The sequence below is a fragment of the Acinetobacter sp. CAU_H_60 genome, from assembly GCF_058599385.1.
Genome location: NZ_CM178653.1, coordinates 2,627,621 through 2,651,756 on the forward strand (window position 1 = coordinate 2,627,621; position 24,136 = coordinate 2,651,756).

Genomic DNA, 24,136 nt, shown 5'->3' on the forward strand with positions numbered 1-24,136 from the left:
CCATGTCTTTACTTTCGCGCTTCAAAACAACAAGAATTGGCTCTTCCATTTCCTATTTTATCCAGCCTCGCAAAGTCAGCTTTGAATGGCAAGATACTCCGGTCGACTGGATTCCTGATCAGCCCTTTGCCAGTTACTTCGTCAATGAAATTAACAATATTCTGCCCGCGGGTGAACTCTGGTTCTGCCGTTTATATAACAAAGTCCTCCCCCAGATCACTGACGAAAAATTAAAGCATGATGTACAGGCATTTATCCGTCAGGAAGCCATGCATGCCCAGGCACATAATTCGGCCAATAAAGAATATTTATCTGAACGTCAGATTGATATCCAGCGCAATCTGGACATCATGCATTTCCTATTTAACAAGCTGCTCGCCGATCAGCCATTCGGTCTCAAAATCCCTAAAATCCTAGAACACCAATGGGATCTGTTTCGTCTCGGTATCATTGCGACAGTAGAACATATGACCTGTGTCCTGGGTAAATACGCACTCTACAATACTGAATGGGAACGTCTGGGTGCTGATCCGAATATGCTGGATCTGGTGAAATGGCATGGTGCTGAAGAAATCGAGCATCGTAGTGTGGCTTTTGATTTATATCGTCACCTGGGCGGCGGCTATATTGCCCGTTATTATCTAAGTGTGGTGGTCATTATTGGTGTAATTGGCCTTTGGGTAGATGGTGCTGCACATTTAATGGCACAGGATCCACGCTTTAAGCCACTTAAACCTGCCGTATATAAACCTTGGATTTGGAAAGAATGGTTGCGTATTTCCCAGTTAGATAACCGCCTTCTACCTAACCCGCTGTGGTTAGTATCCCAACAGCTCGGTTACCTAATGCCTTGGTATGATCCGGTGCATGAAGGCAGTACCGATGATGCGCTGCATTATCTCAACCATTCACAGGCAGCCAAACGTGCTACTCTCAAAGTCGCTTAAGCTTGCCTATTATTATAATTTCTAACAGCAGGGATCACTCCCCTGCTTTTTATTTATCCTAAGATAGAAATATTACAATCATAATCAGGAGGGACTTATGCAAGCACGGATTTCTGTGATTACCCTCGGTGTACTCGATCTGGAAGCTTCACTACGCTTTTACCGTGACGGACTGGGTTTTCCCAGTGAAGGAATTATGGGGGAAGAGTTTGAATATGGCACGGTGGCTTTTATTCAGTTACGACCTGGTCTTAAGCTTGCCTTATGGCCACAGCGTAGTATCCAGCAAGATACCGGTCTGGAGCCAAGCCCAATCTGTCCGACGCAAATGACTCTGGGGCATAATGTCTATAGCCCATTAGAAGTCGATCAGGCAATGGCACAGGCTGAACGTGCCGGCGCTAAAATTATCAAACCTGCACACACCACCTTTTATGGCGGATATGCAGGTTATTTTCAGGATCCCAATGGTCATCTCTGGGAAGTTGTCTGGAACCCGGATTTTGACATAGATTAAACTGGTACTTCAGGCTCGCGGGTATGTCGATCTACCACCACACTAATCATCATATCGCCCTGTACATTCACTACTGTACGTACCGTATCGAGTAGACGGTCAATCGGAAGTAAAATCGCAATCGCTTCAGCAGGTAAACCCACTGATTGCAGTACCATGATCATAGTGACCATGCCGGCACTTGGAATGCCCGGTGCACCTAGGGACGCAATCATTGCCGTGGCACAAACCACCAGCTGCTGACCTAAGGTTAGATCCAGCCCCATCAGATTAGCAATAAACAAAGCTGCTGCAGCTTCATAAAGTGCCGTTCCATCCATATTCAGCTGTGTGCCAAGAGGAATCACAAAACCAGCTGTTTGCGGACGTACCCCCAGATTTTCCTGCGCGCACTTTAAAGAAATCGGCATGGTTGCCGAACTGGAGCTGGTGGCAAAGGCAGTAATTAATGCACTACGGGTACCTTTAAAAAAGGTCAGCGGATTCATTTTTCCGAAGATCCATAGCAATAACGGCAACACCACTATCCCATGAAAAATTGTGGTGCCTGTCACGACTGCCGCAAACTCAGCCAAACGGCTCAGTACTGAAATATCTTCAGTGGCAATTAACTTGGCGAGTAGTGCAAAAATCCCAATCGGTGCCAGTTTCATGATCCAGCCAATCATCAACATCATGATGTCAAAAAACTGGTGACTGAGCTTACGCACAGTACGGAAGCTATCTCCACCTGCGACCAAAGCCACACCGATAAACAGAGCAAAAATTACAACAGCTAGGACATTACCGTCAGCAAAGGCCTTAAAGGGATTGATCAGGGTATTCTGAATAAAATTAGTAAAGAAAGACGACGGCGTTAAAGTATCAGGCGTTTGATGCTGAGCCATGGCATCCTGAAACATCACCACATCCACACCTCTCCCCACATTAAACAGATGTGCACAGGTTAGCCCTAAAATCAGTGCCAATGAGGTGGTGGTCACGCAGCATAATAGGGTGATTTTCCAGGTTCGACTCAGCTGTCCCCCCGCCTGCAGATTAGACACTCCAACCACGATTGAGGTAAAAATCAGGGGGATCAAAATCATTTTCAGCAGACCAATAAAAAGGCTGCTGGCGATTCCAATCCCGTACAGGCCGACATCAAAAAATGTGCTTTGCGGAAATAAAGTCAGTAAAAATCCAAACAGTACCCCCAATACGGCGGCAATTAAAATCTGCGTATTTAAGCTCATTTTACATGCATTTTTAATATTGATCTTAAGGGCACTATGCCATGCAAGTGCTGGAGAATCGAGTAATTTTTTATAAAGAGCCGTGCTTAAAAAGGTATAAAGCCGGATCTGGAATCCGGCTTTATTTAAATTAAAAGTATGCTTTACTGGGTTTCAATTTCACGTAAACGGATCAGGCCTTCTTGTGTGGTACTGCAGACCAGCTCACCATTTTGCCACATGCGGCCAAAGTTCAGACCACGTGAACTGGCACTTTGAGTAGCATCCATGTCGTATAACATCCATTCATCTACCCGGAATGGTTTATGGAAATACATGGCATGGTCAATACTGGCACATTGCAAGCTTGGAGACAGATAACTTAAACCATGCGGACGAAGGGCCGTGGTCATTAAGGTAAAGTCTGAATAGAAAGCTGCAATCGCCTGATGCAGGGAAATCTCATCCACTTCTGCAGCGATCTTTCCATGAGTACGGATATAGTGCGCATAATTCGGCGCTTCCGGTTGCGGCTGGAATGGATTCACTGGCATTACAGGGCGAATTTCGACATGACGGTCACGCATGAAAGACGCACGCACGTTTTCCGGAATAAATTCGATAATCTGCCGGGTGAGTTCCGCTTCATTTTTTAGACTTTCTGCCGGTGGATATTCAGGTTCTGAAATCTGATAGTTCAGGCCTTCTTCCTGATGCGCAAAAGAAACCATACACATGAAAATGGTACGGCCATGCTGAATGGCGCGGACCTGACGGCTGACAAAGCTTTTTCCATCACGGATACGATCCACTTCATAAATGATCGGTGCGTTGACATCTCCACCAAACAGGAAATAGGCATGCAATGAATGCGCAGGACGATCTGTAGTATAAGACGCAGCACGTAGGGCCTGTCCCAAGACCTGCCCACCAAATACGCGCTTGCCTACCAGATTACGGCTAATTCCCCGGAAAATATTTTCTTCTAACTTTTCTAAACTGAGCAGCTCGACCAGTTCCTGTGTTAAGGCATTCATAAGCAACCTGTGTGATATTGGCAAGATCCAGAAGTGTAGAAATAAATCTATACAATTTATTCTGAATATTCTGCCATAAAATCCAAGCAATCTTCTAAAGATTGATTGACTGTTCTGTCAACTGCTCTTGCAACTTACTAGGAAAAACATCTACTTTCGCGCTAAAATTGAACCACTTCGATTGAATTTGTCAGAAAATGACATATTGTTTGTTTTTATAATCAATCAAAATAAATTCCCTCAGAAATTCTGTAGTTTTGGTCAGTAAAATTAGGAGTAACTATGTCCAAGAGTGGCTTTGGTCAAATGTATCGCAAGCTTTCAAGTAAGCTACTTGATCTTGTGGTCACCCCGCATGTTCTTGGGGAAGTACCAAGTGAAGTGACAACTCCTACTGCTGACCAGATTCCGGCAGCGCAGCAGAAAATTGTCTGCTATATCTTGCAGAATCATTCACGCAGTAATGCGCTGGTAGTTGATGCAGAAACTCGCCGTTTAAATATGCCACCTGCGCTCGATCCTCTACAGATTGGTGACAGCAAGGAAAAGGCTTCGGTTCTATTCCTACAGCACCATGATGAGAATAATCTGCTTAGCTCACCACCACATGCCTTTCCACCACGTCTGTTACGTCTGATTGAAGTACTGGAAAAAAATCCTGAACTAGACGTGGAACTGGTACCGGTCACTGTGCTCTGGGGTCGTGATCCTGAAAAAGAAGATTCCTGGTTTAAACTGTTATTTACTGATACCTGGTCTACGCCAAGTCGGGTCAAACAGCTGGTTAATATCGGTCTGCATGGCCGCCAGTCTTATTTGGAGTTTCATGAGCCGCAATCTTTACGTGCCCTCATGGACTTTGCCAAAGAAACTTATCCAAATTCAGCACCAGCGACCTATATTGTCAGCCGTCTGAATGATTATCTGGATGCACAGCGTGAAGTGATTCTCGGCCCTGACCTGTCAGATCGCCGTAATGTGATGCATGGCCTGATTAAATCGCCGGATGTACAAGCGGCTATTCGTAACGAAAGCATCCGCAGCAAAATCAGCATGCTGGAAGCAGAACGTCGTGCGATTGGTTATCTGAATGAAATTGTATCAGATTATTCTCATTCGACTGTACGTTTTGCCGATAAAGCCCTGACCCGTTTATGGACCCAGCTTTATGACGGCGTGGAAGTGCATAATTTCAGTACCGTGCGTGAACTGGCCAAAGATTATGAAATTGTCTATACGCCATGTCACCGCAGTCATATCGACTACCTATTATTGTCTTATGTGATTTATCGTCGTGGCCTGATGGTGCCATATATTGCAGCGGGCGATAACCTGAACATGCCATTTGTGGGTCAGATCTTACGCGGTGGCGGTGCTTTCTTTATCCGTCGTACCTTCCGCGGTAATGCACTCTATACCACCGTATTTAAAGAATATCTGTATAGCGTGCTGTCGCGTAATACCCCACTGGAATACTTTATCGAAGGTGGCCGTTCACGTACCGGTCGTCTGCTGCCACCAAAAACCGGCATGCTGGCGATGACCGTACATGGTCATTTACGTGGCAAAGCTAAGCCAATTGTCTTCGTTCCGACTTATATCGGCTATGAACGCCTGATGGAAGGTGGTACTTATGTCGGTGAGATGAACGGCAAGCCGAAAGAAGCGGAATCTATTTTTGGCATCCTGAAAACCTTGCGCAAAATTGAACGTATTTTTGGCAAGGTCCATCTGAATTTCGGTGAACCAGTATTTCTGGATGACATCCTGAAACAGCACGGTGCAGAACATATCAAAATTGAAAAGAATGATGATCCGATTCCGCAGCCGGTATCCGACGCAGTCAACAGTTCTGCCCAAGCCATTCTGGAAAATATCAACCGTGCAGTCGTGGTGAATCCGGTTTCACTGCTGTCACTTATTTTATTGGCAACACCGAAACATACGCTGGACGAAGAAATCTGTATCAAGCAGCTGGATACCTACCGTAATCTGCTGGTGGCTTTACCTTATGATGAGCGTATGCAAATTACCTCACTTTCAGGTAAAGAGATTATTGCCTATGCAATGAAGCTCAAGCTGATTAAACGGGTGAAACACGTTCTGGGCGATATCATTGCGATTGAAGATAATCAAGCGGTACTACTGACCTATTTCCGTAATAATATCGTGCATAGCTTTGTGTTGCCGTCCCTGATTGCGGCACTGGTAGAGCACAATGGCATGATTCGCCGTGAAGATGCGATCAATGCCAGCAGTACACTCTATCCATTCCTGAAAGCCGAGCTATTCCTGAAATGGAAAGAAGACGAAATTCAGCAACACGTTGATGCTTATATCGATGCTTTACTTGCAACTAACCTGATCAGTGAAGATGGTGAAAATCTGGTGGCTCCAGCACCAAATACTGAAGCGCATCACCAGCTTGAGGTTCTGGCCGCCCCAGTGACCCAAAGTCTGGAACGTTACTATATGACGCTGGCTTTAATTACTCAGCGTGGCCCAGGCAACATTTCAACCCGTCAGGTAGAAGAACTGAGTCATCTGGTGGGGCAACGCCTTTCTGTACTGTATGAATTCAACTCACCAGAATTTTTTGACAAAGCCTTATTCCAAAGCTTTATCAAAGTTCTGACGCAAAAAGGCTATATTTGTACCAACGATGACAATGCCATTGTCTATGATGAGCAGCTGACCAATGTTGCGCAGTATGCAGATCTGGTACTGGATGAAGTGAAGCTGCAAATGCTGCATCACATCACCTCCTTTACCGATGAAGAGTTGAAAGAAGCACTAGATGCGGTTGCGGCTGAACAGGCCAAGAAACGTGCGAAACGTAAAAAGAAATAGTGTTTAAGTTTAAGTAAAGGAAAAGAGAGGTTTTGGCCTCTCTTTTTTTGCTTGAGAATTAATAAAAATAATAGATATTCTCTCTCCTTTTAGGAGATGAGCAGCACTGCTGCGCAAGGGAGAGGTGATTTAAAAAACCCTCCTCCTAACCTCCTCCCAGAGGGAGGAGGAACTTCCAAATTTATAAATCAGTCTTATTCATCAACTCTAAATAATCCTGAAAACAATCCTGATGCTCTAACTCAAAACCTATCTTCTCCATTCTTGTGGCATACAGCTTTTTACCCGTCACCCTGTCACTTTCGACTTTCAATATAGGTAAACCCATTTGCTGCTGGAACCATTGCAGGACTTCATGCAGAAGTCTTGGCTGATTATTGCTCAAAATATATGAAGAATCAGGATGTTCCACGTGAATCATCTGAGCTAGAAAACGTGATAAATCTTCAATATGAATCCGATTCGACCAATGCAGATTTGGGTAGCTGGTCATCGATGCTGCCATTTTCTGCATACGTGCCACAGAAGTCCCATAAATCCCACTTGGGCGGATAATGGTACATTGATCAGGATAAGCGGCGAGATACACCTGTTCCATGTGATGCAGAATTTCACCTTGAACATCATTCGGATGAATTTCAGTTTCATCATCCACGCTTTCACCTGCATTCTGTCCATAAACCCGGGTTGATGAAACCACCACAATTCTTTTTACCGGATGGGATTTCAAGGCAGTGACGATTGGCTGAACCGAATCCAGATAAGTATGCTGATAGGCTTCGACACCCCTCTGTTTGGGACTGAGTAACACATAGACCCAATCAATCGGAGCGACTGTACTTAAATCTAGTGTGTGCACATCCTGAATCAGATGAGTTGCGAATGAATCTGTTTTGGGACTTTGGCTAATTGTGCTAATTTGATGACCTTGCTCAAATAATTGTTTAGCTACCCGCTCGGATGTTTTACCATAACCAATAAATAAAATATGCATTCGACACCGAATCACAGACCTGGTTGAGGGGACATGGCTGCAGTCCATCAGTTACAAGGCGTTGGCAATGCCGCCGCTGCTTTACTCGAAAAACTAAATATCTTTAATACTGATGATTTGCTTTTTCATCTACCACGTGACTATGAAGACCGTAGCACGATCATTCCCATGAATCAATTAACGGTGGGACGCAGCTATTTGCTGGAAGGTGTCGTGAAAGGGGTTGATTTCCCACCCGGTAAACGTAAATCCATGGCGGTGTTACTGGATGATGATTCTGGCAAAGTCACTTTGCGCTTTTATCATATTTATAAAGGCATTACCGATCGCTGCAAGCTTGGTAACCGTTTAAGAGTCTTTGGTGAAGTGCGAGTCGGTGCCCGTGGTCTGGAAATGTATCATCCAGAACTGCAAGTGATTACTGAACATACACCTTTGCCTCATACCCAACTCACCTCGATCTATCCGGCAACCGAAGGACTGACTCAGCCCAAGCTACGGGAATATATTAAACAGGCACTAGAGCTGCACAGTGATGATTTACCTGAACTGTTGCCACAAAAATTTAGCAATGGTTATGGCCTGAAACAGGCACTGGAATATATTCATCATCCGCCGCTGGATGCCAATATGTTGCAGCTGACCCAAGGCTCACATCCGGCACAGCAGCGTCTGATTTTTGAGGAACTGGTGGCACATCAAATCAGTTTACTGACCCGGCGTGCCTTTATTCAGCAGATTGAAGCTCCCTCATTTTCACCAAGTAAGACCTATGCCAAACAGCTTTTGGCCGGTTTGCCTTTTGAAATGACGGGTGCACAAAAACGCGTATCCAAAGAAATTGCCCTAGACCTGAAGCAGAATAAACCGATGCTGCGTCTGGTGCAGGGTGATGTAGGCGCCGGTAAAACCTTGGTGGCCGGTGTAGCAGCCTGTCATGCCCTAGAAGAAGGCTGGCAAGTCGCGCTGATGGCACCCACTGAAATTCTGGCCGAACAGCATTACCTCAACTTCAAGCGCTGGTTCGAACCACTCGGTTTAAATGTTGCCTGGCTTTCCGGGAAGCAGAAAGGTAAAGCGCGTGCTGCAGCAGAGCAAGTGATCCGTGATGGCAGCGCGCATCTGGTGGTAGGAACTCATGCCCTGTTTCAGGAAAATGTCGAGTTTGCCAAACTGGGCTTAGTGATTATTGATGAGCAGCATCGTTTTGGGGTCGATCAACGTTTAGCCTTGAGAAATAAAGGCTTAGATGGCATGTCGCCGCATCAACTGGTCATGACCGCAACCCCGATTCCACGCACGCTTGCTATGTCAGCCTATGGAGATCTGGATACGTCAATTATTGATGAACTCCCACCGGGTCGTACTCCGATCCAGACTGTGACTATTCCACTGGAGCGCCGTGAAGAGGTTCTGCAACGTATTGCCACGAATTGTGCTGAAGGTAAACAGGCCTATTGGGTCTGTACCTTGGTAGAACAGTCTGAAACGCTGGATGCTCAAGCCGCAGAAGCGACCTTTGCCGAGATCAAGGAACGCTTCCCTGAACTGAATATCGGTCTGGTACATGGCAAGATGAAAGCTGATAAAAAACAGGCAGTCATGCAGGAATTCAAAGACAATAAACTGCAGCTACTGATTGCCACTACCGTGATTGAAGTCGGAGTCGATGTCCCGAATGCTTCCATTATGGTGATTGAAAATGCCGAGCGTCTCGGCCTGTCACAACTACATCAGCTGCGTGGCCGGGTGGGTCGTGGTGCCAAAGCCAGTTTCTGTGCCCTGCTCTATAAAAACCCATTGTCACAAAATGGTCAGGAACGTCTACGCATCATGCGCGAAACCAATGATGGTTTTATCATTGCCGAGAAAGACCTGGAATTACGTGGTCCGGGTGAATTATTAGGAACCAAACAGACCGGTGATATGGGTTTCCGTGTAGCCAAGCTGGAACGTGATGATCACTTGCTGAATCAGGCCCATTATGTCGCCCAGCAGATGTTGAAAGATTATCCGAAACAGGCGGATGCATTATTAAAACGCTGGTTACCTGAGGCTCCACGCTATGCCTATGTTTAAGCTGCTCCAACAGGGAAAACACTGGCTGAATCGTTTACAGCCTTGTCAGCTTTGCCAGACAGATTATCAAAATCTGCATTCTGTTTGTCAGGATTGCTGGCAACAATTGCCTTGGGCACATCAGACTATTCAGCGTCAGGAAATGCAGTTTCAGGTGGCGTGTGACTATGCCTACCCGATGGATCGCCTGATTCAATTATTTAAATATGAGCAAAAGCTGCATCTAGAACCATTATTGGCAGGTGCATTACTGACTTTAAAATTTCCTAAAGTCAGTGCAGTGGTTCCTATGCCGATTTCAACCGAACGGCTGGTCGAACGTGGCTATAATCAATCCCTATTACTGGCCAAACATGTTGCCAAACACTTACAAGTTCCCATCTGGCAGCCCATTGAACGACTCAAGCAACATTCACAAAAAGGCTTAAGCCGTTTGGAACGTATCGAAGACATTGAAGCCCAGTTCAGGGTCACTACCTCTTCAAAAGTCCGTTATCGTAAGGTTTTAATTATTGATGATGTGGTTACGACTGGCAGCTCAATTCGAGCTTTAACCCAGCAACTGGAAAAACTGGGCTGTCAGCAGATTTATGCCGCCTGTCTAGCAGGAGCCAAACTTTAAATCAGGCTTGTACCAGTAAGTTCTTTTTAACCCAAGGTATGACAATTTCTGTAGTTAGTGGTGCAAGTTTCACATCTTCCCGATCCAGATCCACCCATTTCATTTCGGCAATCTCAGCCTCAATATGTGGTTCCCCATCTAATTGCACCAGATAAACATAACTGACCAGTTGATGATCCGGCTCGTTAGCAGTTTGAGTTTCAAAACGCCCGATAAATTGCTGAATCTCAGCCTGACAGCCAATTTCTTCCTGAATTTCACGTAGCATAGTTTGTTCAGGTGCTTCATCTGGTTCCAGCTTGCCACCCACTTGCATAAAACAGTCAGTATTTTTCTTACGAACCACCAGCAGCTGCTGATCTGAATTCAAAATAATGGCAGCTGCGACGGTAATAATTTTCATGAATTCGGAACGATCAAATGGGAAGTATTTATTTTACGAGATCTTCCTGATCGACCATACCCCATTTTGCTTCAGGCGGCTGGTAGTCTTGAAATTTCTGCAAAATTTCTTCGAAGTCATCACTCACGATCAGGGATTCAGTAAAACGTGGCTTGGTAAAACCTTTATCTGTAGTCATCTGAATAAATTTAAGCAAATCATCATAAAAGCCATCGACATTGAGAAAAGCACAAGGCTTTTTATGAATCCCGAGCTGTGCCCAAGTCCATTGTTCAAAAATTTCCTCGAGTGTTCCCGCCCCACCCGGAATGGCAATGAAACCATCGGAGAGTTCTGACATTTTGGTCTTACGCTCATGCATATTATCGACCACATACAGCTTGGTAATATGCGGATGCGCCAATTCACGATTCACCAAGGGTCTTGGAATGACACCAATGACCTCGCCCCCTGCAGCCAGGGCACTATCCGCTATAATGCCCATTAATCCGGAACGACCACCACCATAAATCAATGTTTGCTGTCTTTTTGCCAGGGTTTGACCTACCTTTTCGGCAATTTGTTTATAACCAGGTTCAGAACCTAGCGCTGAGCCACAGAAAATTGCGATAGAATTCATCATTTTCACCATTGCATTGCCGGTATATAGTACGCAGGCAGCGCCTGAGAGTTTTTTTTCAAAAATAACTGCACAATCAGTGTTTTTATTCAATTCCTTGTCTAAAATACACGCATTTAGATTAACATACTGCGCAAGGGAGAAAAGACAGCATGCTTGAAGCCTTTTACGCCACAGAGCGCGGTAGCCTAGAAGATGCCACCATCAATGGTGATTTCGACCTGCATCCGGAACTGGTTTGGATAGATTTAATTGCGCCTTCACAGGAAGAACAGCAATGGATTCTGGATGCCTATGAGCAAAACCTGCCCACTTTAAAATCTCTGGAAGATATTTCTTCGAGTGCCCGATTTTACCGTGATGATGACGGTATTTTGCACATCAGTACCTATTTCTTAACGAAAAATAAAAATTATCAGGTCGAAAGTGAACATGAGGATGATGCCAGCATCCTTGCAACGGTTCAGACAGTTGCTTTCATCTTGCATAAAGACCGGCTCTTTACCCTGCGCGGTGAAAAGCTGGTAGCTTTCCGTGCCTTTCGTGCCCGTGCGCGTCGCAATGATTACGATATTGACTATAAAGATCCAACCTGGATTCTGCTGGGTTTACTCGAAGCCAAACTGGATGAGTTGGCTGATATTCTGGAAGATGTACATAAGGATCTGGAAAAATACTCAACCGAAGTTCTGAATAACCGGCATCGTGAACAGATCCTGGATCTGGATGACATGATTACCCGTCTGGCCCAACTGGAAGATATGCTCGGAAAAGCCCAGCTCTGTCTGATCGATTTACGCCGGGTACTTACCTTCCTGTCACGGCCACGTGCCTTAGGCAGTCATATTTATGATGCAGATATTCGAGAACTTAGTGAAGATGTTCGCTCACTGGTCGAACACGATGCCTTCCTGTTCCAGAAAGTCCGATTCTTGCTGGATACCACGTCCGGATTCATTAACACTGAACAGAATGATACGATCCGTCGCTTCTCGATTTTACCAAGTATGCTCGCACCACCCATGCTGATTGCCAGTATTTACGGGATGAACACTGATGTCTTGCCTTTCGCTCAAGGTTCGATGAGCTTTGTGATGGTGAACATTATTATTATGGGCTTCCTGATTGGACCATTGATTTACTTTAGATGGAAGAAGTGGATTTAGAATCCCTCCTAATTTCTCCTTATTAGGGGAGGAATTTCCCTCTCCTTTCAGGTGATAAGCAGCACTGCTGCACAAGGGTGAGGTCAGAATTAACCCTCTCTAACTCTCTTGTGTTTAGATTTAAGGCAGTGCTTTAAATCTCGCTCAGAGAGAAAAGACTTCCAATATTTGCTTAAAGTTCGAGTCTAGACCCATTTCTCCACTTTTTTAAAATACAAGTTACCTCTCCTTTCAGGAGAGGGTTAGGGAGAGGTTAATTAACTAATCCCTCCTAACCTCCCTTTGAGAAAGGGAGGAACTTTTTTTAAAATATACCGGCAATAAAAAAGCACCGAAAGGTGCTTTTTTATTTACTGAATGATCTGTAAATCATCCTGCAAATGACAGGCCTGAATGATCTTCATCATTTTCTCAGGAACCGCTTTAAACTGTAGCCCTCGTGCTTGCGGGGTCTGGCGCAACCAGCGCACCAGAACAGCCAAAGCCAAAGTACTACCTTGCTCAAGTCCAGCCAGATTAACTACCACAGGAAACTTGTCCTGTGACTGAATGACACGCAGACCATCTAAGTAATAGTTCTGCGCATTGTCAGCGTCAATCTTGCCTGAAACCTGCAGTTCCTGATTATTGAATTGAATCACAGCTCACCTATCTTATTTTTTCTTGTCAATTGCCGCTTCAGCATCTGGCTTGAAGTTAGCAATGGCTTTATCCAGGTTACCACCATTACGTTTTACTGTAGCCGCAAACTGGTTACGGAACTGCAGACCTAGGTCAATCCCAGATACGTTAATGTTACGGATTTTCCATTGCGAACCTTTATCAACCAGCTGGAAAGCAACCGGGATTTTCTCGCCTTTGTTATTAAAGTCGATAGTCACCACAGGATTTTTGCTGTTAGTCGCCTTATAAGGACGAACGCTGTAGGTCTGGTTACTGAACTTAGAGAAAGCCGTACCATAATTTTCAATCAGGGTTTCACGGAAGTTCTTTTCAAACTGTGCACGCTGCGCCGCAGTACTATACTGATTGGTCGCATAAGTCCCCATCACAATCCGGGTAAACGATTGTGAATCGATATATGGGTCAAGATTCTGACGAACAATCGTTTTCACAAGCGCAGGATTATTTTGCAATTTGGCATGATCGGCTTTAAGACGATCAATCAAATTGTCTGCAACTCTTTTAATAAAAGCAGGTGGGGCTTCAGACGGTGCAGCAAACACTGTACCAGCAACCATTGTTGAAAGAATGCTTGCAGCAAGCGTTTGTTTTACTAAAGTCTTCACTCAAATCTCCTCAATCTGTTATTCAACAAATGCAGGTTCTGCATCTGTTGTTTCTGAAAATGCAGCTTCTTCTGAGGCACTTTCCTGACTATCTGACGATTTTCCGGCACCACCGGTAATAAATTTCGTCACTAAATCTTCAATTTCCATGGTGCCTTGAGTGTTCGCAATCTGCTCACCACGTTTCAAGTAAGTCAGACCGCCACCTGGAATAATTTTCAGATACTTTTCACCCAATAAACCATTTGTTGCTACCATAATGTAAGCATCTTCATCAATATTGGTGATGGATTTCATGTTATCTAATAGTTGTTTTTCCATTGTTTTTTGTTGCGCAGAATCGGCTGCGGTATAGTCTGAACTATAACGTAACTCTTCCAGGGCTTCCTGCTGAACCTGCTTGAGCTGCTCGGCATTAAAGGATGTCAGAGAGCCATCTAGTGTCATATGAACAGTGGCTAAACGGGTCACTGGATCCAGCGTAATTTTATCAACCTGACCGACTTTCACCCCACTTAAAGCAACTTTAGCGCGTGGTTTGATGCCATTTACATTTTCAAAAGTCGCTGTCATCTGATAGCTATCAGAAATATTGGTGCCTACCAGACCGCTGACACGCATCGCCAAGAAGAACAGGGCGATACCGAAAAGAATGACAAAAACACCAACGGCCAGCTCACTAGTACGTGATTTCATTAAATACCTCCGAACATGACCGCAGTCAACACGAAATCAAAACCTAATACGCACAGCGAAGAATAGACGACCGTACGTGTTGTAGAAGTTGCGATACCTTCTGATGTTGGTTCACAGGCATAACCCTGATAAACCGCGATCCAGGTACAAATTAATGCGAAAACAAAACTCTTGATAATGGTGCCATTCAGGACATCCTTATAGAATCGCACGGTACTTTCCATGCCACTCCAATAAGCGCCTTCATCTGCACCCAGAAAATCAACACCCACCATTTTTCCGCCCATAATCCCGACCGCAGCAAAGATCACTGAGAGCATGGGCAAGCTAAAAATACCGGCCCAAAGACGTGGTGAAATCACCCGTTTTAAGGGATCGACCCCGATCATTTCCATACTGGATAATTGCTCGGTTGCTTTCATTAGACCAATTTCGGCGGTTAAGGCAGAACCGGCACGACCAGCAAATAGTAAGGCAGCAACCACAGGTGCCAATTCACGTAACAGAGTTAAAGCCACTGCAGTACCAAGCATCGCTTCACTACCGAATGTCGACAGGATGGTATACATCTGCAAACCGAGTACTGAACCAATAAACAGGCCAGATACCGCAATAATCAAGAGTGACAGTACCCCAACCCGATACATTTGATAAACAAACAGCTTTACTCCAAGCCAAGTCGGCATGGAAAAGAGAATCTGCAACAGCATCAGTGTTGCAACACCAATCCCCTGAACACGTTCAATAACGCGTCTACCTAAGGCAGCAATGGCATTCATGAACGTACCTCATCACTTAAATAAGCCTGATGACTAAACTGATAATCTACCGGGCCTTCAACCGAACCGGTCAGGAACTGCTGCACAAAGGCTGAAGGATGATTTTTCAATTCTTCTGCTGTGCCCTCACCCTGAATTTTGCCTTCAGCGACTACATAAATGTAATCGGCAATCGATAAAGTCTCTGCTACATCATGCGAAACAATAATGGTTGTTAAATCCAGTGCTTCACGTAGAGAGCGGATCAGTCGGGTTAAAACCCCCATCACAATCGGATCCTGCCCGGCAAAAGGTTCATCGTACATGATCAGTTCAGGGTCCAGTGCAATCGCGCGAGCCAACGCGACACGGCGATTCATCCCACCAGACAACTCTGAAGGCATCATTTGCTCTGCACCACGTAGTCCTACTGACTCGAGTTTCAAAGCCACGATTTCAGCAATCAGATGTTCAGGCAATCTGGTATGCGCACGAATCGGAAAGGCAACATTTTCATAGACGCTCATGTCGGTAAACAGAGCGCCACTTTGAAACAGCATCCCCATACGTGCACGTGCAGAAAAAAGCTCGGAACGGGACATCTTGGCAATATCTTTACCGTCCAGTAAAACCTGACCCTGTTCAGGCGTCAGTTGCCCACCGATCAATCTTAATAAAGTGGTTTTACCAGTTCCGGAAGGTCCCATAATGGCAGTAATCTGTCCACGACGAATGTTTAAACTGATATCGTCATAAATTACACGCTCACCCCGCTTGAAACTCAAATTCTTGACTTCAATCAAAGACTGAGGATCCTGCGCTGTTTGATTTTTCATAGCTGAGTTTATTCCTGCATTTTTTCAGCATGCATATGACAAAAGAACGAAGTTCAACATGTTAGCATTTGAAAATGAAGGGTCAAGTTCATGGAAAACATAATGCTCCATGCCTGGCCATATATTTCTAGTAATCAAAAATTTTATTTCGACGCGATTTTAACAGACTATGATCCATTTAAAAAACGATATACATAATAAATCAGATTGCACAAAAGCAAAGTTACCGCAATGTAGGACATGTACCCCCTCAATAATATGAAAGACTATACAAGGATACTTTCAGATTACGAATCACCATAAATCCAGAAAAAGTTGACGAAGTGGGCATTCTATGCTGAAAAAACAAAAAATCAATGCATAAAAAAACCAGCACTCAGGCTGGTTTTTTTATTACAGACGTTATTCAATTAGTCATTGAATTTACGACGTGGACGATCTTCACCGAATGAACGCTCGCCACGTGGCTTGTCATCAAAGTTGCGACGCGCTGGACGGTCACCGAAGTCACGTTTTGGACGGTCATCACCGAATGAACGTGCTGGACGATCACCGAAACCACCTTCGCGACGTGCTGGACGGTCACCAAAATCACGTTTTGGACGGTCACCGAAACCACCTTCACGACGTGGAGCAGGACGATCACCGAAATCACGTTTTGGACGGTCACCAAATGAACCTTCACGACGTGGTTTGTAATCTACACGGTTACCGCGGTTGTCATCATTACCTTCGAAACGAGGACGGTCACCGAAGTCACGACGTGGACGATCATTGTTAAACTCGCGACGTGGACGGTCTTCATTGAAGTCACGACGTGGACGATCACCGAAACCGCCTTCACGACGTGGACGATCGCTGTTGAAGTCACGACGTGGACGATCTTCGCCACCGAACGCAGGACGTTCGCCACGAGGTTTGTCATCGAAGCTACGACGTGGACGGTCATCACCACCTTCACGACGTTTGAAGTTGCTCTCGCCTTCGAAACGACGACCACCACCGAAGCCACGACCGCCATCACGACGACCGCCACGACCACGACCAGCGCCATCACGACTACCGCGTGCAGGAGGTGGAGATGGCTCAAGACCTTCAATTTCAGATACATTTAGACGAGCTTCAAGGAAGTCTTCTAGTGCACGAATTTTACCGCGTTCACGATAAGTCGCTAAAGTAATCGCTTTACCAGTACGGCCCGCACGACCTGTACGACCGATACGGTGTACATAGTCTTCGTTCTTCATAGGAAGACCAAAGTTGATCACGTGAGAGATTGTCGGTACGTCTAGACCACGTGCTGCAACGTCAGTTGCAACCAGGATTTTTGCACGACCTTCACGGATACTGCGCAGACGACGGTTACGAACGGTTTGTGGCATCGCACCATGTAGAGCAACAACTGATAAACCTGCTTCAGCAAGTTCTTCAGCCAGCATATCTGTATCTTCTTGAGTAGAAGCAAAGACCACTGCCTGATCAACATCTTCTTCGTTTAACCAGTGAGTAAGAAGTTTTTTCTTGTGCTCAAAGCCATCAGTCCAGTGTAAAGTCTGGGTAATGTCAGTATTGGTAGAGTGACCAGTTTCAATTGCAATACGCTCTGGCTCATTCATCATGCGTTCAGCAAGCGTAATGATACGTGGAGCGAAAGTTGCAGAGAACATCAGTGTCTGTTTACGGTTTGCAGCCAAGTCACCGATTGCTTCTAGGTCTTCAGAGAAGCCAAGATCCAGCATACGGTCAGCTTCGTCGACGATCAGCGAGTCAACTTTGTCAAGTTTGATTTGACGACGGTTAACAAGATCAAGTAAACGGCCTGGAGTTGCTACAACAACCTGTGCACCTTTTAACTGCTGGATTTGTTTACCAAATGGCATACCACCCATAATTGCAGCAATACGAACACCTTTCATGTGACGTACAAATGCGATCGCGTCTTGGCATACTTGTTGTGCCAATTCACGAGTTGGTGAAATCACCAGAATAGTTGGTTGAGTCACCGCTTTCATACGTTCTTTAAATGGTACGAAAGTATCTTGGTTAGCAAGTGCGTTCAAAGTTGGGAGAAGGAACGCAGCGGTTTTACCCGAACCTGTCTGGCTAGATACTAAAAGGTCTTTACCTTCTAGTGCAGCAGGGATAGATTGTTCTTGTACAGGAGTCGGAGTAGTAAAACCTAAGCCTTGAAGGGCTTGTTGTAACGATTCATGCAAAGAAAATTCAGCAAAAGTTTTGCTCATAGAGTATTCCACCCGGAAATTGGGTGCTCCATTAAAAATAAAGTCAAATGGACATCGACAAAAAGCGGTACAGCAATTAAACGCTGAAAAGAGATGATTCAGCGGCGATCCGAGTAACGACGATGTGATATAACGCACGCATGATTACGGCATAACCTGAAGGAATCGCTTTAGCGATTGGGGCGCGAGATATCGTCCTCTCTTTGGACCGCACGCGCATACACAATGATAAGAAGAGAAATGTTCAGGTAACGAACAGAAATTAAGTGCGTGCGCAGATTATAGCAGGATTATTCATAAAGTCATCCGCTTTTCAGATTATTTTGTTTAACTGCTAATTTCTTCATCAATTTCTAAGACTTAACCAAGAAAAGAAATGTAATTAATTCTCCAGCCGGTCAATTTTCTTTTTATCAAGGCTGTGAATCATCTAAATATGAAGATATTTATTTCGTAATTATTTTCAAAAAATAAAAAAGGCATCCCGAGAGATACCTTTTTAATATTCGATTTACGGCGTTAAACCCGATTATTTCGCTGCCTCACCCCAAGCAGGAACAACTGCTTGCATAAGAGGTTTCAGCATTTTCATTGAACAAGCCAAAACTTGACCATTTTCCATAGAATCGCTACCACCACGCGCATCAACCACAGTACCACCCGCTTCTTTCACGATTAACTCGCCTGCTGCAATATCCCAAGGTTTCAAGCCAAGCTCGAAGTAACCATCAAGACGACCAGCAGCTACATAGGCCAGATCCAGGGCAGCTGAACCACCACGACGGAATTGTGCACCTGCTTCAGTTACATTGAGCAATGCATCAAAATGATTCTTGGCATAAGAGACTACTTCACCGTTACGTTTAGTACGGTAAGCATGGCCTACTGCCAGGAAAGTATTGTTCAGACTGTCTTTAACATTTACACGGATACGGCGCTGGTTCAGCATCGCACCACGACCACGGCTCGCAGAGAATAGCTCATCTTTCACCGGGTCATAAATAACACCGTGTTGAGTTACACCTTTGTGCTGAACTGCGATAGAGATACAGAAATGCGGAAAACCGTTGATAAAGTTTAGTGTGCCATCAAGTGGATCGATCACCCAACACCAATCAGCGTCGTGACCTTTACCTTCTTGCAGACCAAATTCTTCACCAAGGAAACTGTGATTTTTATAGCTTTTACGTAGAGTATCGATGGTCAACTGTTCCAGATAACGATCTACACGCGTTACCGGACCATCAATGCCTTTTTCTTCGACTTGCAGATCGAGTTTATGACGATTTTGATGCGCTTTTAAAAGCTCTTGACCAACTAATTGAGCCGCACGCGCAGCCATCACCACCATAGGTTCCATTGAACACCCACTACAAATTTGAAGATACTGATAAAGAATAATGCATAAAAGCCCGCATATTTTAGCAAATATCCGGGCTTTTTGGGAAAAAATGTGTCGAAACTTTTTAAGAGTTTATAACAGGACGCTTTGACCTAGCTTTGACCAGGCTTCATTGATTGATTTTTCAATGCCTTGGCTATCAAGTCCTGCCTGCTGCAACATCTGGCTATGTGTTGCTTGTGCCATAAAGCTATCCGCTAAACCTAGATTCAGGATTGGTTTAACGATTTGAGCTTCAGCCAGATACTCATTCACTGCACTTCCTGCGCCGCCCATCACTGCATGTTCTTCAACAGTGACAAACAGACTGGTTGAATGAGCCAGCTGGTTTAACATTTTGGTATCCAGTGGTTTGATAAAACGCATATTCACTACGCGTACGCCCACATCATGCTTGCTGGCAAATACTTGAGCAGCTTCAACTGCGGCTTGAACCCGACTACCGAACGCTAGAATTGAAACATATTCATCATATTGTTCGTTCAGGCTGAGCAATAATTCTGCCTGACCGATCTGCATCTCGGTCATGGTTTTCTGGATTTCCACACCCAGTCCATTCCCGCGCGGATAACGCACTGCTGCCGGACCATGATACAGATAAGCCGTATGCAACATTTGACGGCACTCATTCTCATCTTTTGGTGCCATGATCACCAGATTCGGAATGGTACGCATATAGGCATAGTCATAGGCACCGGCATGCGTTGGACCATCTTCACCAACCAGACCGGCACGATCGATCCCAAACGTCACATCCAGATTTTGCAGCGCTACATCATGGACCAACTGATCATATCCACGTTGCAGGAAAGTTGAATAAATTGCGACGACCGGTTTTAAACCTTCACAAGCCATACCAGCGGCAAGCGTTACTGCATGCTGTTCTGCAATGGCAACATCAAAGAAACGCTCAGGATATTCTTTGGCAAACTGCACCATGCCTGAACCTTCACACATTGCCGGAGTAATCGCCAATAGGCGTTTATCCTGTGCTGCTTCATCACATAACCATTGTCCAAATACATCGGAATATTTCGGTGCTGGATTAGGGGCTGTAACTGCATTGAGTTTACTAATCGCATGGTATTTAATCTGGTCACATTCTGCTGGCGCAAAGCCCTTACCTTTTTTGGTATAGATATGAATTAGGCGAGGACCTTTACGTTTTTTCAAGGCTTTAAAGACGTGTACCAATTGTTTGACATCATGGCCATCATAAGGACCGAAGTAGTCAAAACCAATGGCTTTAAACAGGTTATCTGCGGCATCAGTTGCAGCTTGATGTAAACGCGAGTTATATAGCCATTCCGGATGTGGCTGTACATAAGCCTCACCATCTTCAGTCACATTGACGAATTCGCCACGTTCCCAGATTGCAGCGAGATGCTTGGCAAAACCACCAGTACTACATGAAATCGACATATCATTGTCGTTCAGAACCACCATCAGGTCAGCCTGATGTGCCACAGCATCATTCATAGCTTCAAAGGCCATACCTGCTGTCATGGCACCATCACCAATGATTGATACGACTTCGCACGGGTTGTTCTGATAACGGCGTGCCAAAGCCATGCCGAGACCAGCAGAAATTGCGGTAGATGAATGCCCTACCCCAAAAGTATCAAATTCGGATTCTTCACGCGCCGGAAATGCGGCCAGACCATCTTTGGCACGGATTGTAGTGAGCTGTTCACGACGTCCGGTCAACGCCTTATGCGGATAAGCCTGATGACCCACATCCCAGATCAGGCGATCATGTGGCGTATTAAAGCAGTAATGTAAAGCGACAGTAAGCTCAATCACACCCAGATTGGCCCCAAAGTGTCCACCACTCTGACCCGCAGCATACAAAATGAATTGACGTAACTCATCCGCCACTTGTGTGAGCTGGCTTTGCTCGAGTGCACGCAGTTGCTCAGGATGATCGATCGCATCAAGCAACGGTGTTACAGGGCGTTGAGTTGGTATTTCTGTATACAGCATATATGGCAAAGCCTTCTAAAGCCTGGCAAAATCTTAAGCTAGGTCAATGGGGAATAACCGATCATATAGTTGAATTGTAGCAGCTTCAATTCAGCTACGCTTCTAGCGATGCAATATTAAACAGCGATCTCGTCGGGGTGAAAAATTTGCAGGCTACGATTATCCTGAATAATCTTACTATTTATCAACTATTATCGTTCGCTTTCTACAAAAAAGAAAATGTTCTTCATAAATTCAGCTGAGCAATTCTACTAATGTTTAAGCATTACGCTATACTTTAGCTACTTTATTAGGATTTTACGGGTTCAGCTGTGCCTATCAAATTTGTCGCAACTTCAAGATTACCGACCGCTCATGGTGAATTTAAAATTACTGTTTTTCAAGACCCTAAAACTGGCGAAGAACATGTCGCTCTTTCTAAAGGCTTAGAAGAACCAAGTGATGAACCTGTGCTGGTCCGTGTACATTCTGAATGTTTAACCGGTGATGCCTTTGCTTCATTAAAATGCGACTGTGGCCCTCAACTCCAGGCAACACAAAAACTGATTAATGAAGTGGGTCGCGGTGTCATTCTTTATTTACGTCAGGAAGGACGCGGAATTGGCTTGACCAATAAAATCCGTGCATACGCCTTGCAAGACCAGGGACATGATACGGTCGATGCCAATCTGATGCTGAATTTACCGGCAGATGCACGTCAATATGATATGTGCAGCATCATGCTGGATCATCTAGGTGTAAAAGCAGTTCGTTTGATCACCAATAACCCTTTAAAAATTGATGCACTGAAAGAGCAAGGCATTAATGTAGTGGACCGTGTACCACTCACTGTGGGTCTGAATCCATTCAATGAGCAATACCTCAAAACCAAGCATGAGCGTATGGCGCATATGTATCAGAAGGAAGATTTTTAAAAGAATCTCCCCCTGCCCCCTCTTTTTCAAAGAGGGGAAATTTCCTTTTATATAAGTATAGGGAAGCCTCCCTTTTTTAAAGGGAGGTTTGGAGGGATTTATAAGATCCTAAGAGGGATTCTTAAATCGTCATCGAGAAAATCCGGTTCTCCGGCATGCGACGCTTTAAACGCAAATCAAAAGCCATGCAAATATTGCGTACAAATGGTTTCCCTTTCTCCAAAATCGTGACTGAAGAGTCTTCAATTTTGATCAGCTGATCCTGCTGCATTTCCTCAAGCTGCTTTAGAACTTCATCAATTTCAGCAAATCGCATGTCAGGTTTTGCCCAAGAAGTAGTAAAGCAACACATCAGATTCAGGATATGTTTGCGAATGATCAGGTCTTCCTGAGTCAGGATATGCCCTTTAAAGACCGGAATCTGGTTTTGCTCTAGCAGTTCATAATATTCTTCAATGGTTTTCACATTCTGCGCAAAGCTATACCAGCTATCACTAATCGAAGAAATTCCGAGCCCGATCATCACCTGAGTTTTAGACGCGGTATAACCCATAAAATTGCGGTGCAAAGTTCCAGACTGAAAGGACTGGTACATGCTGTCTTTTTCTAGTGCAAAATGATCCATACCAATTTCATGATAACCTTGCGCTAAAAGCTTCTTTTTACCCTCTTCATAACACTGACGCTTGATCTCATCTTTGGGTACATCCGCATCTTTAAAACCGCGCTGGCCATTCCCTTTAATCCAAGGCACATGCGCATAGCTATATAAGGCCAGACGGTCTGGTAACAGTGAATTGGTCTGATCGATGGTATTTAAGACATCCTCCAGACTTTGAAATGGCAGACCAAAAACCAGATCATGCGAAATCGATTCATAACCAATTTCACGTGCCCATTCGGTCACCTGCTTAACATTTTCATAAGGTTGAATCCGGTGAATGGCTTTTTGTACGGTTTCATTATAATCCTGCACGCCATAACTGACCCGACGAAAACCCAGGTCATATAAGCCTTGCAAATGCTCACGCGTAGTATTGTTTGGGTGACCTTCGAAGCTGAATTCATGTTCTGCTGCAATCTCGGCTTTGGACAAAATGCCTTGAATGAGCTGGGTTAAATGTTCAATTGAAAAGAACGTTGGTGTCCCACCGCCGAGATGAATTTCTTTGATGACGGGTTTTTCTTCTAATAACTCACAATACAGATCCCATTCTTTCAGCACAGCTTGTATATACGGCTGCTCGACCTCATGACGTTTGGTCACCCGTTTATGACAGCCACAAAAGGTGCATAAACTTTCACAAAATGGCAGATGGATATACAGGCTGATGCCTTCCGTCGCATTCGACTCCTGAAAAGAACGTTTTAGTGTCTGCTTCCAGAGCTCTAGTGAAAATCCTGAATCTTCCCAATAAGGTACGGTTGGATAACTGGTGTAGCGGGGACCGGGGACATTATATTTTTGAATGAGAGAATTTGCCTGCACAGTCATGAATGCCTACCACCTTATCAGTCAGGTTAATGCGCTGCATAGAGCGCTGTTGAGGTTATTGTGCGGAGCTCA

The 24,136-nt window shown here is 44.8% G+C and carries 21 protein-coding genes; 7 read left to right on the forward strand and 14 right to left on the reverse strand.

All coding sequences use genetic code 11. The annotated features are described in order from the left end of the window. Nucleotides 1-2: 2 nt before the first annotated feature. Both AC4MBN_RS12505 and AC4MBN_RS12510 read left to right on the forward strand, forming a co-directional pair. The gene (locus AC4MBN_RS12505) at nucleotides 3-947 is read left to right on the forward strand and encodes a metal-dependent hydrolase (protein WP_491880291.1); all 945 of its coding nucleotides are present in this window, start codon (nucleotides 3-5) and stop codon (nucleotides 945-947) included. A gap of 97 nt (nucleotides 948-1,044) precedes the next feature. Then, nucleotides 1,045-1,464, forward strand: a complete 420-nt coding sequence (locus AC4MBN_RS12510) for a VOC family protein (protein WP_419374491.1) — start codon at nucleotides 1,045-1,047, stop codon at nucleotides 1,462-1,464. Here the strand turns inward: AC4MBN_RS12510 and AC4MBN_RS12515 are convergent. Next, on the reverse strand, nucleotides 1,461-2,699 hold the full coding sequence (locus tag AC4MBN_RS12515) for a dicarboxylate/amino acid:cation symporter (protein ID WP_004786945.1): 1,239 nt from the start codon (nucleotides 2,697-2,699) through the stop codon (nucleotides 1,461-1,463). The two genes, AC4MBN_RS12510 and AC4MBN_RS12515, sit on opposite strands and share 4 nt — an antisense overlap. A gap of 143 nt (nucleotides 2,700-2,842) precedes the next feature. Beyond that, nucleotides 2,843-3,715 (reverse strand): acyl-CoA thioesterase, encoded by an 873-nt coding sequence (locus AC4MBN_RS12520; protein ID WP_004786947.1) that lies wholly within the window; start codon nucleotides 3,713-3,715, stop codon nucleotides 2,843-2,845. Between the two features lie 282 nt (nucleotides 3,716-3,997). On the opposite strand from AC4MBN_RS12520, the gene plsB reads away from it, so the two are divergent. After that, nucleotides 3,998-6,565, forward strand: a complete 2,568-nt coding sequence (gene plsB / locus AC4MBN_RS12525; RefSeq protein WP_491880292.1) for a glycerol-3-phosphate 1-O-acyltransferase PlsB — start codon at nucleotides 3,998-4,000, stop codon at nucleotides 6,563-6,565. 181 nt (nucleotides 6,566-6,746) lie between these two features. Here the strand turns inward: plsB and AC4MBN_RS12530 are convergent, their stop codons facing one another. Continuing rightward, a complete protein-coding gene (locus AC4MBN_RS12530; protein WP_491880293.1) occupies nucleotides 6,747-7,559 on the reverse strand; it encodes an NAD(P)H-binding protein in 813 nt (270 codons plus the stop codon). 33 nt (nucleotides 7,560-7,592) lie between these two features. Between AC4MBN_RS12530 and recG the strand changes: the two genes are divergently transcribed. Then, nucleotides 7,593-9,638 (forward strand): ATP-dependent DNA helicase RecG, encoded by a 2,046-nt coding sequence (gene recG / locus AC4MBN_RS12535; protein WP_491880294.1) that lies wholly within the window; start codon nucleotides 7,593-7,595, stop codon nucleotides 9,636-9,638. Next, nucleotides 9,625-10,260: a ComF family protein gene (locus AC4MBN_RS12540; RefSeq protein WP_491880295.1), complete on the forward strand. Its 636-nt coding sequence runs from the start codon at nucleotides 9,625-9,627 to the stop codon at nucleotides 10,258-10,260. The genes recG and AC4MBN_RS12540 overlap by 14 nt, the downstream gene beginning before the upstream one ends. Nucleotide 10,261: 1 nt before the next feature. On the opposite strand, the gene AC4MBN_RS12545 is transcribed toward AC4MBN_RS12540, so the two are convergent. Next, nucleotides 10,262-10,663: an NUDIX hydrolase gene (locus AC4MBN_RS12545; RefSeq protein ID WP_491880296.1), complete on the reverse strand. Its 402-nt coding sequence runs from the start codon at nucleotides 10,661-10,663 to the stop codon at nucleotides 10,262-10,264. A gap of 28 nt (nucleotides 10,664-10,691) precedes the next feature. Then, nucleotides 10,692-11,282, reverse strand: a complete 591-nt coding sequence (locus AC4MBN_RS12550; protein WP_491880297.1) for an LOG family protein — start codon at nucleotides 11,280-11,282, stop codon at nucleotides 10,692-10,694. Nucleotides 11,283-11,434: 152 nt separating this feature from the next. Between AC4MBN_RS12550 and AC4MBN_RS12555 the strand changes: the two genes are divergently transcribed. Further along, nucleotides 11,435-12,448 carry a CorA family divalent cation transporter gene (locus tag AC4MBN_RS12555; protein WP_159122636.1) on the forward strand — a complete coding sequence of 338 codons (1,014 nt, stop codon included), beginning with the start codon at nucleotides 11,435-11,437 and terminating at the stop codon, nucleotides 12,446-12,448. A gap of 350 nt (nucleotides 12,449-12,798) precedes the next feature. On the opposite strand, the gene AC4MBN_RS12560 is transcribed toward AC4MBN_RS12555, so the two are convergent. From AC4MBN_RS12560 to dxs, 8 genes are all read right to left on the reverse strand, one after another. Continuing rightward, nucleotides 12,799-13,089, reverse strand: coding sequence for an STAS domain-containing protein (locus tag AC4MBN_RS12560; RefSeq protein ID WP_166135914.1), 291 nt, complete (start codon nucleotides 13,087-13,089; stop codon nucleotides 12,799-12,801). Nucleotides 13,090-13,101: 12 nt separating this feature from the next. Further along, entirely contained in the window at nucleotides 13,102-13,737 is a 636-nt protein-coding gene (locus tag AC4MBN_RS12565; protein WP_419364133.1) for an MlaC/ttg2D family ABC transporter substrate-binding protein, read from the reverse strand. Between the two features lie 18 nt (nucleotides 13,738-13,755). Beyond that, nucleotides 13,756-14,433 (reverse strand): outer membrane lipid asymmetry maintenance protein MlaD, encoded by a 678-nt coding sequence (mlaD, locus tag AC4MBN_RS12570; protein ID WP_419374497.1) that lies wholly within the window; start codon nucleotides 14,431-14,433, stop codon nucleotides 13,756-13,758. Next, the gene (mlaE, locus tag AC4MBN_RS12575) at nucleotides 14,433-15,212 is read right to left on the reverse strand and encodes a lipid asymmetry maintenance ABC transporter permease subunit MlaE (RefSeq protein WP_004786970.1); all 780 of its coding nucleotides are present in this window, start codon (nucleotides 15,210-15,212) and stop codon (nucleotides 14,433-14,435) included. Before mlaE ends, mlaD begins: the two co-directional genes overlap by 1 nt. Beyond that, nucleotides 15,209-16,027 (reverse strand): ABC transporter ATP-binding protein, encoded by an 819-nt coding sequence (locus AC4MBN_RS12580; protein ID WP_159122639.1) that lies wholly within the window; start codon nucleotides 16,025-16,027, stop codon nucleotides 15,209-15,211. The genes mlaE and AC4MBN_RS12580 overlap by 4 nt, the downstream gene beginning before the upstream one ends. A gap of 410 nt (nucleotides 16,028-16,437) precedes the next feature. After that, nucleotides 16,438-18,270 (reverse strand): DEAD/DEAH box helicase, encoded by a 1,833-nt coding sequence (locus AC4MBN_RS12585; RefSeq protein WP_180011177.1) that lies wholly within the window; start codon nucleotides 18,268-18,270, stop codon nucleotides 16,438-16,440. Nucleotides 18,271-18,799: 529 nt separating this feature from the next. Continuing rightward, complete coding sequence (locus AC4MBN_RS12590) at nucleotides 18,800-19,630, reverse strand: inositol monophosphatase family protein (protein ID WP_004786976.1); 831 nt, start codon at nucleotides 19,628-19,630, stop codon at nucleotides 18,800-18,802. A 114-nt stretch (nucleotides 19,631-19,744) separates the two neighbouring features. Further along, nucleotides 19,745-21,655 carry a 1-deoxy-D-xylulose-5-phosphate synthase gene (gene dxs, locus AC4MBN_RS12595; RefSeq protein ID WP_491876500.1) on the reverse strand — a complete coding sequence of 637 codons (1,911 nt, stop codon included), beginning with the start codon at nucleotides 21,653-21,655 and terminating at the stop codon, nucleotides 19,745-19,747. A 311-nt stretch (nucleotides 21,656-21,966) separates the two neighbouring features. Here dxs and ribA point away from each other — a divergent pair, with 311 nt between their 5' ends. Then, the gene (gene ribA / locus AC4MBN_RS12600; RefSeq protein WP_491880298.1) at nucleotides 21,967-22,569 is read left to right on the forward strand and encodes a GTP cyclohydrolase II; all 603 of its coding nucleotides are present in this window, start codon (nucleotides 21,967-21,969) and stop codon (nucleotides 22,567-22,569) included. 121 nt (nucleotides 22,570-22,690) lie between these two features. Here ribA and hemN read toward each other — a convergent pair whose 3' ends face one another. Beyond that, nucleotides 22,691-24,064 (reverse strand): oxygen-independent coproporphyrinogen III oxidase, encoded by a 1,374-nt coding sequence (gene hemN, locus AC4MBN_RS12605; protein WP_491880299.1) that lies wholly within the window; start codon nucleotides 24,062-24,064, stop codon nucleotides 22,691-22,693. Nucleotides 24,065-24,136 lie beyond the last annotated feature (72 nt).